The 14,434-nt window shown below is 54.2% G+C and carries 14 protein-coding genes; 10 read left to right on the top strand and 4 right to left on the bottom strand.

Annotated elements, in window-relative coordinates; all coding sequences use genetic code 11:
- Nucleotides 1–6 precede the first annotated feature (6 nt).
- Genes LC431_RS21095 through LC431_RS21085 form a run of 3 tightly spaced genes read left to right on the top strand, consistent with a single transcriptional unit; the run spans nt 7 to nt 3,240 of the window.
- Nucleotides 7–834: a phosphodiesterase gene (locus tag LC431_RS21095; RefSeq protein ID WP_013576767.1), complete on the top strand. Its 828-nt coding sequence runs from the start codon at nt 7–9 to the stop codon at nt 832–834.
- Nucleotides 834–1,940, top strand: coding sequence for an ABC transporter ATP-binding protein (locus LC431_RS21090; RefSeq protein WP_223510308.1), 1,107 nt, complete (start codon nt 834–836; stop codon nt 1,938–1,940). The genes LC431_RS21095 and LC431_RS21090 overlap by 1 nt, the downstream gene beginning before the upstream one ends.
- Nucleotides 1,933–3,240 (top strand): ABC transporter substrate-binding protein, encoded by a 1,308-nt coding sequence (locus tag LC431_RS21085; RefSeq protein ID WP_223510304.1) that lies wholly within the window; start codon nt 1,933–1,935, stop codon nt 3,238–3,240. The genes LC431_RS21090 and LC431_RS21085 overlap by 8 nt, the downstream gene beginning before the upstream one ends.
- 44 nt (nt 3,241–3,284) lie before the next feature.
- Here LC431_RS21085 and LC431_RS21080 read toward each other — a convergent pair whose 3' ends face one another.
- Entirely contained in the window at nt 3,285–3,893 is a 609-nt protein-coding gene (locus tag LC431_RS21080; protein ID WP_013576764.1) for an HD family hydrolase, read from the bottom strand.
- A gap of 338 nt (nt 3,894–4,231) precedes the next feature.
- Here LC431_RS21080 and LC431_RS21075 point away from each other — a divergent pair, with 338 nt between their 5' ends.
- The gene (locus LC431_RS21075) at nt 4,232–4,882 is read left to right on the top strand and encodes a hemolysin III family protein (protein ID WP_112197003.1); all 651 of its coding nucleotides are present in this window, start codon (nt 4,232–4,234) and stop codon (nt 4,880–4,882) included.
- Between the two features lie 61 nt (nt 4,883–4,943).
- Here the strand turns inward: LC431_RS21075 and LC431_RS21070 are convergent, their stop codons facing one another.
- Nucleotides 4,944–6,236, bottom strand: a complete 1,293-nt coding sequence (locus tag LC431_RS21070) for a lysine N(6)-hydroxylase/L-ornithine N(5)-oxygenase family protein (protein WP_013576762.1) — start codon at nt 6,234–6,236, stop codon at nt 4,944–4,946.
- A 155-nt stretch (nt 6,237–6,391) separates the two neighbouring features.
- On the opposite strand from LC431_RS21070, the gene LC431_RS21065 reads away from it, so the two are divergent.
- Nucleotides 6,392–7,273 (top strand): PhzF family phenazine biosynthesis protein, encoded by an 882-nt coding sequence (locus LC431_RS21065; protein ID WP_037036707.1) that lies wholly within the window; start codon nt 6,392–6,394, stop codon nt 7,271–7,273.
- Here LC431_RS21065 and LC431_RS21060 read toward each other — a convergent pair whose 3' ends face one another.
- Entirely contained in the window at nt 7,274–8,143 is an 870-nt protein-coding gene (locus LC431_RS21060; protein WP_126125097.1) for a LysR family transcriptional regulator, read from the bottom strand.
- A gap of 196 nt (nt 8,144–8,339) precedes the next feature.
- Here LC431_RS21060 and LC431_RS21055 point away from each other — a divergent pair, with 196 nt between their 5' ends.
- Genes LC431_RS21055 through LC431_RS21045 form a run of 3 tightly spaced genes read left to right on the top strand, consistent with a single transcriptional unit; the run spans nt 8,340 to nt 12,067 of the window.
- Entirely contained in the window at nt 8,340–9,542 is a 1,203-nt protein-coding gene (locus tag LC431_RS21055; protein WP_153376499.1) for a M20 family metallopeptidase, read from the top strand.
- Nucleotides 9,543–9,584: 42 nt separating this feature from the next.
- Complete coding sequence (locus LC431_RS21050) at nt 9,585–10,379, top strand: transporter substrate-binding domain-containing protein (RefSeq protein WP_013576758.1); 795 nt, start codon at nt 9,585–9,587, stop codon at nt 10,377–10,379.
- Nucleotides 10,380–10,381: 2 nt separating this feature from the next.
- Entirely contained in the window at nt 10,382–12,067 is a 1,686-nt protein-coding gene (locus tag LC431_RS21045; protein WP_223510303.1) for a M28 family peptidase, read from the top strand.
- On the opposite strand, the gene LC431_RS21040 is transcribed toward LC431_RS21045, so the two are convergent.
- Nucleotides 12,051–12,605 carry a helix-turn-helix domain-containing protein gene (locus LC431_RS21040; protein ID WP_013576756.1) on the bottom strand — a complete coding sequence of 185 codons (555 nt, stop codon included), beginning with the start codon at nt 12,603–12,605 and terminating at the stop codon, nt 12,051–12,053. The genes LC431_RS21045 and LC431_RS21040 overlap by 17 nt on opposite strands.
- Nucleotides 12,606–12,691: 86 nt before the next feature.
- Between LC431_RS21040 and LC431_RS21035 the strand changes: the two genes are divergently transcribed.
- On the top strand, nt 12,692–13,213 hold the full coding sequence (locus LC431_RS21035; RefSeq protein WP_037036720.1) for a GNAT family N-acetyltransferase: 522 nt from the start codon (nt 12,692–12,694) through the stop codon (nt 13,211–13,213).
- Between the two features lie 96 nt (nt 13,214–13,309).
- Nucleotides 13,310–14,407 carry a bifunctional DNA-binding transcriptional regulator/O6-methylguanine-DNA methyltransferase Ada gene (ada, locus tag LC431_RS21030; RefSeq protein WP_223510302.1) on the top strand — a complete coding sequence of 366 codons (1,098 nt, stop codon included), beginning with the start codon at nt 13,310–13,312 and terminating at the stop codon, nt 14,405–14,407.
- Nucleotides 14,408–14,434 lie beyond the last annotated feature (27 nt).

Below are 14,434 nucleotides of genomic sequence, written 5' to 3'. Positions count from 1 at the left end.
TCATCCATGTTTTTAGCTCAGATTTCTGACATGCACTTTCGCAGCCACGGCCGCAAACTGTATGACTTTATCGACGTGAACGGCTGTAACGCCGAAGTGGTCAGCCAGCTTAACGCGCTGGAAGAACAACCGGATGCGGTGGTGATCACCGGCGATATCGTTAACTGCGGTTTGCCGCAGGAATATGAAGTGGCGCGCCGCACGCTGGGCAACCTGCGCTATCCGTTGTTTATCATTCCCGGCAACCACGACGACAAAGCGCAGTTTCTGGAAGCGCTGCATCCGTTGTGTCCGCAGCTCGGTACTGACCCGCAAAATATGCGTTACGCCATCGATGATTTCCCGATGCGTCTGCTGTTTGTCGATTCCAGCCTGGCCGGAGAATCGAAAGGGTACCTGACGCTCGAAACGCTGGCGTGGCTGGAAGGTCAGCTGGAGCAGGGCGGCGATAAACCGACGGCGGTGTTTATGCACCATCCGCCGGTGAAAGTGGGTTCGGCGCAGATGGACGCGATTTCCTGCGAAAACGGCGATCAGCTGCTGGCGCTGATCGACCGTTTCCCGTCGCTGGTTCGCGTGTTCTGCGGCCACACGCACCGCCTGATTTTCACCCAGTACAAACAGGCGATCATCACCACCATTCCCGGTACGGTGCATCAGGTGCCGTATTATCATCACAATCCGGCACCGTTTTATAACCTCGAACCGGCGGCCTGCGTGATGCACCGTCTGGTGGATAACACCGGGCTGGTCAGCTATCTGCATCCGCTGTCGCAATATCCGGGGCCGTATCTGTATGACGCGCAAATCAGTTGCCCGGCGGATGAGCAATGATGTCTGGCATTCGTCTGGAAAATATTACCAAACAGTTTGAAGGCAGCACGGCGGTGAATAAGCTGTCGCTGGAGATTGCCGACGGCGAATTTCTGGTGCTGGTCGGGCCGTCGGGGTGTGGCAAAAGTACCCTGTTGCGCCTGCTGGCGGGTCTTGAAGAGGTCAGCGACGGGCGCATTATGCTCGACGGCAATGACATCTCCGGGCTGTCGCCGCGCGAACGAAATTTCTCAATGATCTTCCAGAACTACGCACTGTTCCCGCACATGACCGTGGAACAGAACATCACCTTTGGCATGCGTATGCGCAATGAGCCGAAAGATCAGCACCAGGCGCGGGTGGATCGTGTCGCCGGATTATTACAACTGGAGCCGTTGCTCAAACGTAAACCCGGTAAGTTATCCGGCGGCCAGCGTCAGCGTGTGGCGATGGCGCGCGCCATTGTGCGCGATCCGAAGCTGTTTCTGATGGATGAACCGCTGTCGAATCTCGATGCGCGGCTGCGCACGGAAGTGCGTGACGGCATCATGCAACTGCATCAGCAACTGAAAACCAGCACCGTTTATGTCACTCACGATCAGATGGAAGCCATGACCATGGCGGATCGGATCGCGGTGCTGGATAAAGGCCATCTGCAACAAATTGGCGCGCCGGAAACGCTGTACGCGCATCCGGCCAACCTGTTTGTCGCCGGATTTATCGGCACCCCGTCGATGAATCTGTTTCTGCTGCCGTGCGCCGCTGGCGTGCTGACAGTCGAAAACCAGCCGGTCCGTCTGCCGCAAACTGAACATGCGCAGGCGCTCAATGAGGTGTATCTGGGCATCAGACCCGAACACATCAGCGACCGGCCGGTGGAAGGCGAAAGCCTGCAATTGCAGGCGACGCTGACCTATCGCGAGCTGCTCGGCGCGGAGTATCTGTGCCATGCCGACACGCCGCTCGGGAAAATCCGTTACGTACGTAAAAACCAGTTGCGGGAAAACAGCGGGGACATTCCACAACCCGGCGACCGCATTACTTTGTATTTCTCTTTGCACGACCTTCATCTTTTTTCAGGCCAAAACCAGCAGAATCTGCACCGGGAGAATCACCATCATGCGTAAAGTATCTGTGCTGGCGCTCGCCATCGGCTTTATTGCCGCAGGCACGGCGTCCGCCAAAGAAAATATCGATTTCATGTTCCCTGCACCGGTTGACGGCAAGCTGACCATGGAAATGACCCGCGTTATCAAAGAGTTCAACCAGTCACAAAATGATGTGGAAGTGCGCGGGATATTTACCGGCAGCTATGACACCACCAAAGTGAAAGCTGAAGCGGCAGCGAAATCTGGCCAGCCACCGGCGCTGGTGATCATGTCCGCTAACTTCACGGCGGATCTGGCGATCAAAAACGAAATTCTGCCGATGGACGAACTGTTCAAATTCGGCGACCAGAAAGCCACGCCGTTCCTGACGCAAAACTTCTGGCCCGCCATGCGCCAGAACGCTCAGCTTAACGGCGTCACTTACGCGATCCCGTTCCATAATTCGACGCCTATTCTCTATTACAACAAAGACATGTTCGCTAACGCAGGCATTACCGCGCCGCCGAAAGACTGGGATGAATTGCTGGAAGACTCGAAAAAGCTGACGGATTCGGCGAAAGGTCAGTGGGGGATCATGTTGCCATCGACCAACGATGACTACGGCGGCTGGATTTTGTCGGCACTGACCCGCGCCAATGGCGGCCAGTATTACAACGCCGATTATCCGGGCGAAGTGTATTACGACAAACCATCCACCCTGGGCGCGCTGCGCTTCTGGCAGAATCTGGTATACCGCGACAAAGTGATGCCGTCGGGTGTGCTGAACTCCAAGCAAATCAGCGCGGCGTTCTTTTCCGGCAAACTCGGCATGGCGATGCTGAGCACCGGCGCACTGGGCTTTATGCGTGAAAATACTAAAGATTTTGAGCTGGGCGTGGCGATGATGCCTGCCAAAGTGCGTAACGGTGTCACCATCGGCGGGGCGAGTCTGGTGAGTTTTAAAGGCATTTCCGATGACCAGAAAAAAGCGGCTTACACCTTCCTGCAATATCTGGTCAGCCCGAAAGTGAACGGTGCCTGGAGCCGCTTTACCGGCTATTTTTCACCGCGTATGGCGTCTTATGACACACCGGAAATGAAAGAATATCTGGCGAAAGATCCGCGTGCGGCGATTGCGCTGGAGCAGCTGAAATACGCCTATCCGTGGTATGCGACGTATGAAACCGTGGCGGTGCGTCAGGCGATGGAAAATCAGCTGGCGGCGCTGGTTAATGATGAGAAAGTCACGCCGGAAGCGGCGGCGGCACAGGCACAGAAAGACGCCGACACCATCATGAAACCTTATGTGGAATCAACGGCACTGACTGTTCCAAAGTAGGTGATCTCGCTCCTTCCCCTTTACGAGGGGAAGGAGCAAAAAAATTACTTCAGCCAGCCCTGCTGGTGGGCGTTGTCCAGATGGCTGCGGATATGCAGCCACAGTTCAGGATGGATATCGGCGATAAAGGCATTACGGGCTAACACCTGCTCCAGACGGATATTGTTCTCCACCCAGCTCTGCCCCTGATTATTCAGGTTCATGATCATCGGCATCACGCGGTCGATCACCAGCGCAAAGCGCGCTTCCGGGGTTTCACCCGCTTCGTATTCATTCCACAAATCCAGGAATTGTGTGTTCAGCGGTGCAGGCAGCAGGCCGAACAGGCGTTTCGCGGCAATGATTTCCTGATCATGAACTGCTGCGCGGGCAGCGAGATCGTAAACCAGCACATCACCGGCATCGATTTCGACGATGTCGTGGATCAAAGCCATACGGATGACTTTATTGATATCAACGCCTTCCGGTGCGAAAGGGGCCAGGGACATTGCTGCCACGGCGAAATGCCAGCTATGTTCTGCGGAGTTTTCCTGACGCTCAGTGCCTAACACTTTGGTGCGACGTTGCACGCTTTTCAGTTTGTCGATTTCCATCAGGAACTGAAAAACTTCGGTCATTGCGCCGAAATTCAGCGGGGTAGTGGCTGCAGACATACTAAAACCTTAGTCATATTGACGGCATGGTAAACGGCGTTATTTCACTTTTCCGCTACACCTTAGTCGCTTGATATAAAAAAATCATGTTTTTGGGTGCGGAAAATGCATGTGTCTCAAAAATGTAATCTGAATAAATTATAAACAAATTGAATGAATTGAAGGGCTTCACACAACGGGGTGAATGAAATGATGATCTGCCTAAGAGACTGTTACATCAGATAATACTCATTTTAAGCTTACAGATGTACACTGGAATGGTTCTCAGTTAATCTGATTCTGTTGAACCGTTTTATTAACAATCATTTTCCCTTTTTTGTCTTGAGGATTCTCAACGTATGGGTAAGTTGTCTCCATCCCCACAGGGATATCCGTGGGCCGAAGAAATTGCCAACAGCCTGAGTCACGGCGTTGGTCTGGTTTTCGGGATTGTCGGACTGGTGTTGTTACTGGTTCAGGCGACAGGCGATAACGCCAGCGCCATGGCGATCACCAGTTATAGTTTGTACGGCGGCAGCATGATTTTGCTGTATCTGGCCTCCACGCTGTATCACGCGATACCGCATCAGAAAGCCAAATACTGGCTGAAAAAACTTGATCACTGCGCGATTTATTTGCTGATCGCCGGAACCTACACACCGTTCCTGCTCGTCGGGCTCAATTCCCCGCTGGCGAAAGGATTAATGGCGGTGATCTGGGGGCTGGCACTGTTCGGCGTGATTTTTAAACTGGCATTCGCGCACCGTTTTGAGGTGCTTTCGCTGGTCACCTATCTGACGATGGGCTGGCTGTCACTGATTGTGATTTACCAGCTTGCGACCACACTTTCTCTTGGCGGTGTGATATTGCTGGCGCTGGGCGGCGTGATATACACGCTGGGCGTTATTTTCTACGCCTCGAAACGCTTTCGGTTCGGCCACGCGATCTGGCACGGATTTGTGCTCGGCGGCAGCGCCTGCCACTTTTTAGCCATCTATTTTTACGTCTGATGTATTTAATTCAATTCAGTAAAAGGAAAGCGGAGCCTGATGCTCCGCTTTTTTGTGCCTGCTATTTCTTACCCGCGTCGTCCGACCACCATTGCACCAGTGAAGGCACCGGCCGCAGATCGTAATGCGCTTCGCCCAGCAGATGATTGAGGATTTTCGCCGATCGCCACGCAGTCAGTGTCAGTTGCCCCTCGGCGCTGCCGTGGCTGTGAATACCGGCATTCACCGCGTAAATGCGGTTCTGCTCCGGGCCGTCCCAGCGCAGATTGAAATTCGGCTGCAGCGGCAGATGCTGCTCGCGGTCATAAGGAATACGATCCAGCAATGGCTCGAGATAATCCGGCAAACCGGGACGGTAGCCGGTTGCCAGGATCACAATATCGGCACTGAAATGTTCCTCGCATTTTTCCAGCCCGTGTTTTGCCTGCAAACTGAAATCGCCGGCCGCATTACGCACGATATGATCCAGTGCACGGTGCGGCAACAAACGCACGTTACGCCGCTGATGCAGCACGTCGAAACGGTGATAAAGCTGCTTGTAGATGTCTTCGAGCGTGTGATAACTGATGCCATCAGAGGGCAGTTTTTGTGTTTCGATTTCCTGCTCGCGCACCTCTTCCGGCAGCGTATAAAAGTAATTCACATACTCCGGCGTGAAATATTCATTGGTGAAAATGGATTCATCCAGCGGCTGGAAGTTAGGGCGTCGTGATATCCAGCTCAGTTCGGTGAACTCGCCCCAGTGGCCGCTCAGCGCGTTGAGAACGATGTCGGCACCGCTTTGTCCGCCGCCGACAACAACCACACGTTTACCGGTGAAATCTGGCTCACGTAGTTCTATTTCTGCGGCGTGAAAACAGTTATCACCCAGCGCCGCCCGTGCCGGTTTTGGGATCCACGGTGCATGACCGGTGCCGAGGCAAATATTGCGCGCGCGGTGCTCGCCTTTTTCACTCTGTACGATAAATTCCTGTCGCTTATCGTCGAAATCAATGCGCTCAACCGGTTCGGAAAAATGCAAACCCGCAATGCGGTCACACGCCCAGCGCAGATAGTCGGAAAACTCATCGCGGCTGATGATCAGCTGTTCCGTGGCCAGAAAACGGTAAATCTTCTTCTGATCAACCAGATAATTAATAAACGAAAATTCGCTGCGCGGCGCAACGGTAGTGACCAGATCCTGCAGGACGTAGGTCTGCATGGTCGCCGTGGGTAATAACATACCGGGATGCCAGCTGAATTCCGGGTTAGCATCAAAGAAAGCGGCGTTGAGTTTTTCTGTGTCTTTTGCCATGGCGGCGAGACTTAAATTAAAGGGGCCGATACCAATACCAATTAAATCCTTCACGGGCATCTTTCTGTTCCTTATGTTTTTAGGATATTTTGGAAACGACGTTATTAAGCATAGGTCAGCCGACAGCGGCTGACATTTTTCTCGATAACTTATCGAAATATTCCTAAACTCAGTCAGTTTGCCCTCTCTTTCTTAATGATTTAAAAGGATTTGCTATGACCCGCCTGCGCCGTTTTAAACAAGTTGATGTGTTCACCGCTGAGCCACTCAAAGGCAATGCATTGGCCGTGATATTGGATTCGGAAGGACTGACGGATGCCGAAATGTTTGCGATGGCCCGCTGGACCAATCTGGCGGAAACGGCGTTTGTGCTCAAACCGGTTTCACCCGAAGCGGATTACCGTGTGCGGATTTTTACGACCGACAAAGAGCTGCCGTTCGCCGGACATCCGACGCTGGGCACGGCGTACGCGCTGTTGCAAAGCGGGCTGAAGCCAAAAAACGCGGGATATCTGGTGCAGGAATGCGGTGTCGGGCTGGTGCAGGTGAAGCAACTGGCAGATGGCGGTCAGGCATTTTCCGCGCCGCCTGCGCAGATGAAACCGCTGGCGGCTGAACATCACACCTTGCTGGAAACCGCGCTGCGCGGCGGTAATATTCAGGCTGATGTCATGCCGGTTGCGGTTGATATGGGCATCATCTGGCTGGTCGTACGGATGGAAAGTGCGCAGGATTGCCTGAACATCACCGCCGATGCCGCGGCAGTCAGCCAGCTACAAAAACAACTCGGGATTAACGGTATCGCGGTCTATGGTTTACACGATAAAAATGGCCCGGCGGATTATGAAGTGCGGGCGATTATCGATGAGGACGGTGTGCTGAAAGAAGATCCGGTCACCGGCAGCGCCAATGCCTGTCTGGCCCGGGTGCTGAAAGCGGCGAATTTCCCGGATGGCGCTCAGATGGCACAAACTTACCGCGTGCGGCAGGGCACCAAACTCCAGCGCGATGGCCGCGTGACGGTCACGTTTGTGGATGGCGAACCCTGGATCGGTGGCGATACCTGTACGCTGATCGACGGCACGTTAGATCTCTGATCAGCGGGGCGTCAGCCCGTGCTGTGCCGTCTGTAACAGATGAATAAATGCCTGCATGTACGGCGTGGCGTTCAGGTTATGGCGGTGCAGCAGCCAGGTGCGGTTTTTTACCGTCGCGCCGTCCACGTTAATCGGGCGGCGGTAAAAATGCTCCGGCAGCGGTAAATAAGTGGCGACAATCGCGTAACCCAGCCCGTGTTCCACCATCGCCATGCACACTTCCAGTTTGTCGACTTCCATCGTGATAGTCGGCGCATGGGAAAAGTTGGCATTCCACCAGCGCTCAATCAGTTGTGTCACGTGCGGGCCGTGATGAATTTTTATCTGCGGCATGTGCGGCAGCAGGGCGAAATCAAAATCCTGACTGTTGATCAGCACGTAGTCATCTTCCTCAATCAGATGCTTGCCTTCCTTCCAGTTAAAATCGTCCTTGACCAGCGCCATATCAATTTCCCCGCGCAACAGTTTCTGAATGATTTCCTCGCTAAAACCACTCATCAGATTCACGCGGATCCCCGGATGCGTCTGCCGGAACTGGCTGAGTAATGGTGGCAGACGGTACGCTGCATAGTTGCTCGACACGCCCAGCGAAATCTCTCCCTGCTGTTCCTGATCCAGACTGTGCAGATTGAGTTTCAGTTGCTGTAAATCGTTGAGCACGGTCAACGCGTGTTGCGCGAGATATTCCCCCTGCGCGCTGAAGACCAGTCCTTTTTGTCCTTCTTCAAACAGACGGATCGCCAGCTTGCGTTCAATCTGGCGCAAACGGTAACTGAGCGCGGGCTGCGAGGTATAAAGCTGCTCTGCCGCCCGGGTAATGTTTTTATGCTGATATACCGCCCGCAATATCAGCCAGTCTTTCTCGTTCATCGTTTTCCGCCGCCAGTAAAATCCCTTAGTCATAAAATAATTTTTGCGTAAAAGACGCAACAGATAAAAAGGCTCAATTTGACCGAAAACGTCAAAAGCCCTATTTCTGTAAGGCACAGAGACGACTTATCGCAGTGCCAGATTTTATTCATCCGAAAATATTTTTTGGTTTTTTGCACCATCGCAGGGAATAAACATGTCGAATTGCACTACATCAGTTCATCACGCCGGGGAACAGAAAACTCAGATTATTGCGGCTGTGGATTCACTCGCCGCGCAGGCCAGCGCGCTGGCGATGAATATTCATGCCAACCCTGAACTCAGCTTTGAGGAAGTCGAATCCGCAGCGGCACTGATTGCACCACTGCGCGCTGCGGGGTTTGAGATTGAGGAACAACCTGGCGGCCTGGCGACGGCGTTTCGCGCAACCTATGACAGTGGCAAGCCGGGTCCGGTGATCGCGTTGCTGGCGGAATACGATGCGCTGAAGGATCTGGGGCATGCCTGCGGACATAACCTGATTGGCACGGCATCCGTGACGGCCGCGCTGGCGCTGAAACAGCAATCGCATCTGCTGACCGGCAAGCTGGAAGTGATCGGCACACCGGCAGAAGAAGAGGGCGGCGGCAAAATTATTCTCAGCGAGAAAGGCATTTTCGACCATGTGGACGCCGTAATGATGTTCCATCCGCGCGACAAAACCATGGTGGTGCGCGGCGGGCTGGCGTGTGTCGATGCGGTGTTTAAGTTCTATGGCAAAGCGGCGCATGCGGCGTCGGCACCCCAAAACGGCATCAGCGCACTCGATGCGGTGATCCACACTTTCAACGGCATTAACGCCCTGCGTCAAATGTTCACCGACGATGTGCGCGTGCACGGCATCATTTCCGACGGCGGCAGCGCGACCAATATTGTTCCGGCTTATGCGGAGGCGAAGTTCCTGATGCGGGCCAGTACGGTCAGAGGGCTGAGCATTGTTAAACAAAAAGTGTTTGATGCGGCACAAGGCGCGGCGCTGATGGCCGGTGCGCGGCTGGAAGTTGAAGAAGGGCTGACCTACGCCGAGCGCAATAACAATCTGACGCTGGCGGAATACTTTAAACAGAATCTGGACATTCTGGGTGTGGAAGTGGTTCCGCCGCCGCTCAGTGGCGGGATCGGTTCTTCGGATATCGGCAATGTCAGTCAGATAACAGCGGCGATCCACCCGTATATCCGTATCGGTGATGTGCTGCCGCATACACCGGAATTTGCCAAAGCGGCCGGTTCCGGGGCCGGTTTGCAGGCCATGTTGCAGGCGGCAAAAGCGCTGGCGATGACGACAGTGGATTTGTGTCAGGACGGCGCAAAACTTCAGGCCGTGCGGGAAGAGTTTTTAAACTGGAAGTCTCATTTTTAACTTAACAATCAAAATAATAACCTTGGGTAAGAGGACAGGATAATGATGAAAAAAACACTGGCGGCTGCCGTTATGGCACTGACGTTTGGCAGTGCGCTGGCACATGCCGAAGGCGAAACTTTGCGTGTCGGCGCAGATTTAAGTTATCCGCCATTCCAGTTCCGTGATGCGGCGGGCACGCCGACCGGCTTTGAAATTGACGTCACCAATGCCATCTGCAAAGAGATGAAAGTGAAATGTGACTATGTGGTCAGCAGCTTTGACGCTGAAATTCCTTCGCTGATCGCCAAAAAAGTGGATTTCATTTCGCCGCAGGGTGCGACCGAAAAACGTCGTAAAGTGATCGACTTCAGCGATTTTGTGTATCACATCCCGACCAAACTGGTGGTGCAAAAAGGCAGTCCGCTGTTGCCGACGCCGGAATCGTTGCAGGGCAAACGTATCGCAGTTCAGCAGGGGTCGATTCAGGAAATGTATGCCAATACTTTCTGGCAGCCGAAAGGGGTGGATGTGGTGGCATATGCCGATCAGGACACCATTTATCAGGATCTGGTGGCCGGTCGTTTAGACGGCGCGCTCAGCCCGGCGGTGGCGGTGACCTTTGGTTTCCTCAACAAACCGGAAGGCAAGAATTTTACCCTGACCGGCCCGGAAGTGCGCGACGACAAACTGTTCAGTATCGGTTCGTCGTACGGTCTGCGTAAAGGCGACGACCATATCAAAAAACTGCTCAATGACGGGCTGGCGAAAATCATTGCCGACGGCACCTGGGAAAAGATTAAGACGCAATACTTCGGTCCGCTGGATATATCCGTTCATCAGGAAAAGGCTAAATAATCATGAGTTTGCGCCCGCCTGTTCGTGAGCATTTGTTACCGCTGATGGATGACCTGTTGCGCGAGTTTTCCGGGTTGCACCGGCTTTCCGGCTGCGATGATGCACAACGGGCGGCGCAGCACATGGTGTCTGTGTTGCAGGATCACGGACTGGATGCGCGGCTGATGCAGTGCCCGCTGTATCTCAGCGATCCCCTGGCCGGAAGATTGCGGCTGCCTGAATTTCCGCAATGGCAGTGCGACGCCAAAACCCGTTCGTTCTCGGCCCATTTTCCGCAGGGCGTGGAAGCACAGGGTTATCACGATGACGGTGCCTGTCAGCCGCGTACCGACCTTGAATGGCAACGTTGGGCGCAGGACGTAAAAGGCAAAATTGTGATTGCGGGGCAGGGCTTTGAAGATTACGTGCAACGCCTGTGCGCTGCAGGTGCCGCCGGACTTATCCATATCTGGGGGTCGGCTGAAACCGCACTGCATGAAGAAACCGTCGGGCCGGTCTGGGGGACGCCGGAACCGGATGATTTTCTGCGTTATCCGCGCTTGCCGGTGATTTCCGTTAATCATCAGGATGGTCAGCGTTTGCTGGCGCAGTATCAGCAACACCCGCTGATGACGCTGGAAATCGCCACGGAACTGAATTTTCACGTTGCTGAATGCAGCATGCCGGTGGTGGAAATTCCCGGCCGTTCGCCGGAGTTCGTTCTCCTTTCTTCACATTATGATTCCTGGCACGAAGGCGTCACGGATAACGCGACCGGTAATGCGCTTTGTCTGGCGATGGCAATTCATATTCATCAGCAACCACAAACGTTGCTGCGCGGACTGCGGATTATCTGGTGGCCCGGCCATTCCAACGCCCGTTATGGTGGCTCGGCCTGGTACGCTGACAACTACCGCCAGCAACTGAAACAGCATTGCGTGGCACATATTAACGTCGATTCACCGGGGTGTAAGGATGCGGTGAATGTTGTGCTCAATGCCAGTGGTGCGGAATCACAGACCTTTTTAAATGCGGCGGTGAAAGCCGTGACCGGTGAACCGGCGCAGCGCATTACCCCCCTGGGCAAAGGCGGCGATCAGTCATTCTGGGGGTGCGGTCTGCCACTGCATTTTGCCTTTCGCGAAGTCCCGCTGGAAAAAAACAGTCAGTCGCCGGGCAGCGGCGGCGGCTGGTGGTGGCACACGCAAGACGACACTTACGATAAAGTGGATCTGAATATTCTCTGGCGCGATACGCAAATCCACGCGCACTGGCTGGAAGGCCTGCTGACACAACCCGCGCTGCCGCTTGATCCGCTGGCTTACCTGAACGGTTTGCAGCAATCGCTGGCAGAACTCGCCGCCATAATTTCACCTGAATTTGATCTCTTTACCGTGGCTGAAAAATTACAACAATTACAGCCTGTTTTGAGCGAACTGACCACGAACTGGCAGGCGGATCCGCAGACCTGGCAGCGGCAACTGAAACAGGCGATCGCCGGTTTACATCGCCTGCGTTACAGCTCCGTGGATGACTTCCATTACGATCTGAGTTATCGCGGCGGTGCGTTCCCCGGTTTTCAGGAACTGGCTGCACGGCGGGAAGATACCTCGCCGGAAATGTGGCTGATGATGGCAACGCGCTTTCGCCGTCAGCGTGACCGTGCGCTGGCGCTGCTGGACAGCGTGGAGGCTATTTGTCGCTCATGACCAGCAGATACCGGCAGGGCTTGGTGCCGGGATTACTGAATGTGATGGGCAAATCAACGCCGAACGTCAGCGCATCACCCGCGGTTAACGCATATTTTTCATCACCATAATCAATCGTCAGCGACCCCTCCACCATCCATAAACGTTGTTTATAGGCCTGATGGCTCCAGCCCGGATAACTGACGCGAGCCGCCGCTGGCAGCGTAATTTCGACCAGTTCCGCGCCGCCGTTTTCCTCATGCGCCGTCACCTGACGGCGCAGATAACCGATATCCGGATCCTGCCAGACTTCCTGCTGCGCCAGCGGGCGCAAGGGTGCAGGCTGCTCGTTATCTTCTGACAGCAACTGCGCCAGCGACACGCCCAGACTGGCCGCGAGGCGGCCTAACAGACTGGCGCTCGGGCTGCTGTCCTGCCGCTCAATTTTCGAAATCATTGCCTTACTGACGCCCGAACTGCTGGCCAGTTGTTCGAGGCTTAAACCCTGAGATTTTCGCAAAGCCTGCAGGCGCGTGGCGATCAATTGGTCGATTGACATGAGGTAAGTTCCGTTGTTTACTTTTGTGGAAATAATTCTACTATAGTGGAATTAAACGCATAACGGAAGCCACCGGGGAACGACTGATGAAAATGATTACCTGCACTGAACGCCAGCATGCTGTCGCAATTTTGGATATCTTTAATGATGCGATTCTGACATCTACGGCGCTTTATGATTATAAGCCACGCCATATCGACAGCATGACATCGTGGTTTGCCACTAAACTGACCCATAACTTTCCGGTGATTGGGCTGGAAGACGCGCAGGGGACGTTACTGGGTTTTGCCAGTTATGGCACGTTCCGCGCCTGGCCTGCGTATAAATATTCGGTCGAGCATTCGATTTATATCCATAAAGATCATCGTGGAAAAGGGTTGGGAAAAATCCTGCTAAGCGCACTGGTGGAAGCTGCCCGTGAACGGGGCGTGCATACGCTGATTGGCGCCATTGATGCGGCTAACAGTGGCAGTATTGCCCTGCACGAAAAAAATGGATTCAGTCATACCGGCACGATTAAACAGGCGGCTTTCAAATTTGATCGCTGGCTGGATCTGGCTTTTTATCAGATGATCCTCGAAACGCCCTTAAAACCGGTTGCAGGCTGAGGGCGCCGCGCTGAATGAGAAAGCAAGAGCCGGAGGGCGCGGGTGTTCACGGCGATTTATGCTGGCAGTTATCCAGTCGCAAACGTGAGGCATAAAATGTCAGGTAAAACAGAAGTCATCAAAGATAAGGCATGGGGAAATATTGCCTGTGTGCAGAGCCAGGATCCTCGCTGGCAGGCGGTCGTCAACTGTGATGCGAATGCGGATGGTAAATTTGTTTATGCGGTAAAAACCACCGGAATTTACTGCGCACCGTCGTGTCCGTCGCGGCAGCCTAATCCGGAAAATGTTATTTACTTTGATGATGCCGAAGCCGCAGAACAGGCAGGATTCCGTCCCTGCAAGCGTTGCCGTCAGGGGCTGATTTCACTGGCGCAGTTTCATGCTCAGCGTGTGGCTCAGGCCTGCCGGTTGCTGGAACAATCAGCCGACATGCTGACGCTGAATCAGCTGGCTGCCAAAGTGGGCATCAGTGCATATCATTTTCATCGCCTGTTTAAAGCACAAACCGGCGTGACACCTAAAGAGTACCAACAGGCGCAGCGAGCACGCCGGGTACGTGAAAAACTGGCAGATTCTGCGACGGTCACCGAGGCGATCCACGCGGCGGGCTATCCTTCTGATGGCCGGTTTTACGAAACCTCCGTGGCGACACTGGGTATGACGCCGCAAAATTTCCGCTCCGGCGGCCGTGATGTACGCGTCTGGTTTGCCATCGGTAAATCTTCTCTCGGCGATATACTGGTCGCCGAAAGTCAGCGGGGGATCTGCGCCATTTTGCTGGGAGATGACCCTGAAAAGCTGATTAACGAACTGCAAAACAGTTTTCCGCAGGCAGAATTACTGGGCGGTGATCCGGATTTCGAGCAGCGTATTGCCCTGGTCGTCGGCTTTGTGGAAGCGCCAGATATTGGTCTGGATTTGCCGCTGGATATTCGCGGCACGGCTTTCCAGCAGCGTGTCTGGCAGGCATTGCGTGATATTCCGCCGGGAACAACAGCCAGCTATGCCGAGATCGCCAACAAAATTGGCTCGCCGAAATCCGTCCGCGCGGTGGCCGGGGCCTGCGCCGCGAACCTGCTGGCGGTCGCCATCCCCTGCCATCGGGTGGTGAAAACCGGTGGCAATATCTCCGGTTACCGCTGGGGGGTAGAACGAAAACGCAGTTTGCTGGCGCGGGAAGAGAAGGGCTGACTATACTGAGCAGACTTTATGATCTCA

The sequence above is a fragment of the Rahnella sp. GSA61A genome (assembly GCF_019969905.1).
Classification (GTDB): domain Bacteria; phylum Pseudomonadota; class Gammaproteobacteria; order Enterobacterales; family Enterobacteriaceae; genus Rahnella; species Rahnella aceris.
The sequence above is the reverse complement of the archived record's forward strand: the minus strand, read 5'-3'. Positions and strand labels throughout refer to the sequence as shown.